At 38.2% G+C, this 1,067-nt stretch carries 3 protein-coding genes; all 3 read right to left on the reverse strand.

Annotated elements, in window-relative coordinates:
* On the reverse strand, nucleotides 1–208 hold a 208-nt coding region (locus tag QJV33_RS12065; RefSeq protein ID WP_408869682.1), incomplete at its 3' end, for a hemagglutinin repeat-containing protein.
* 48 nt (nucleotides 209–256) lie between these two features.
* Nucleotides 257–691 carry a hypothetical protein gene (locus tag QJV33_RS11930; protein WP_281463626.1) on the reverse strand — a complete coding sequence of 145 codons (435 nt, stop codon included), beginning with the start codon at nucleotides 689–691 and terminating at the stop codon, nucleotides 257–259.
* Nucleotides 692–703: 12 nt separating this feature from the next.
* The coding region (locus tag QJV33_RS11935; RefSeq protein ID WP_281463627.1) for a hypothetical protein at nucleotides 704–1,067 on the reverse strand (364 nt) is incomplete at its 5' end.

Here is a 1,067-nt window from a genome sequence, read left to right on the forward strand (position 1 = left end):
CCAAATTCCCCGTATCAACCGTAACTTGGTTCCCAGAAACAATCCCGCCATTAATCGTCGTCTTGCCAGGGGCGGTAATCGTCACTTTATCCGTCGCAGATACATTCGTATTCACCCCAGTCGAACTGTCACCATTCGCATGTTGTTTAGAGCCACTGCCATTCGCAGCAACCCCAATATCCCCTTTGGTATTGACCTCAATCCCAATCGCACCGCCAAAGCTGCTGCCTTTGCTAGAGGAATATAGACGCTCGGTTTAGTCTATTACAGGAATGAAGCAGCTTTTATCAAACCCAACACCATGTTCGTCAAATAAAGCAGATAGTTTCTCTTTTAATAAAGGTGAAAACTCTTTCGTATCTTTATTCACTCCACATTCTAACAAAAAAGCTTCGCCTTCATCACCTACATCAAGTATATATGTTTTCCATATTGCATACCCTTCAATTTCACATGGGTTATTTTCAGCAATTTCTTTTAAAATCTCAAAATTATCATGCCCTTCCCAAAAAAAATCACATAAACCACATTTGACCGTTCTGTATGCAAAATCAAGACAATGTTGCCTTGCCTGTTTATTATAATCTCTAAATTCTGGTAATCGTGAAAATAAATAATCTAGATCATCTCCCTCATTTAGCATATCTACTAACAACTTTTGATACCAATCAAAGAAAAATTTATCATCCATCCTTATGCTCCTTTATTGTTTAAATTTAATTTTTAATTGTCTTCCGTTATTTGATTTTTTAGCTTCATCATTTTTTACTTCTACCGTAGCAATTGAAGAGTCTGTTCTATGACCGGCTGCTCCAGCAGGACGATAAGTTACAACAGTACCATCCTTTAACGTTATAATTTTTGAGCCTTCAGTATTTTTTATCTCAAGATCCCTCACACTCTCCACTTCTTTTCCACCAATAACTTTCTGCACGAAATCCCAAGCTGCCTGATTAGGATCAGCATTACCACTAACTTCTCTTATTGCTCCAGATCCTGGTTGCCCAATCAATGAACCATCAGGGTTTAACCATGGAGTTGAAGTAACAATTGTAGGACTATTGGCA

Source organism: Commensalibacter nepenthis, assembly GCF_029953305.1.
Classification (GTDB): domain Bacteria; phylum Pseudomonadota; class Alphaproteobacteria; order Acetobacterales; family Acetobacteraceae; genus Commensalibacter; species Commensalibacter nepenthis.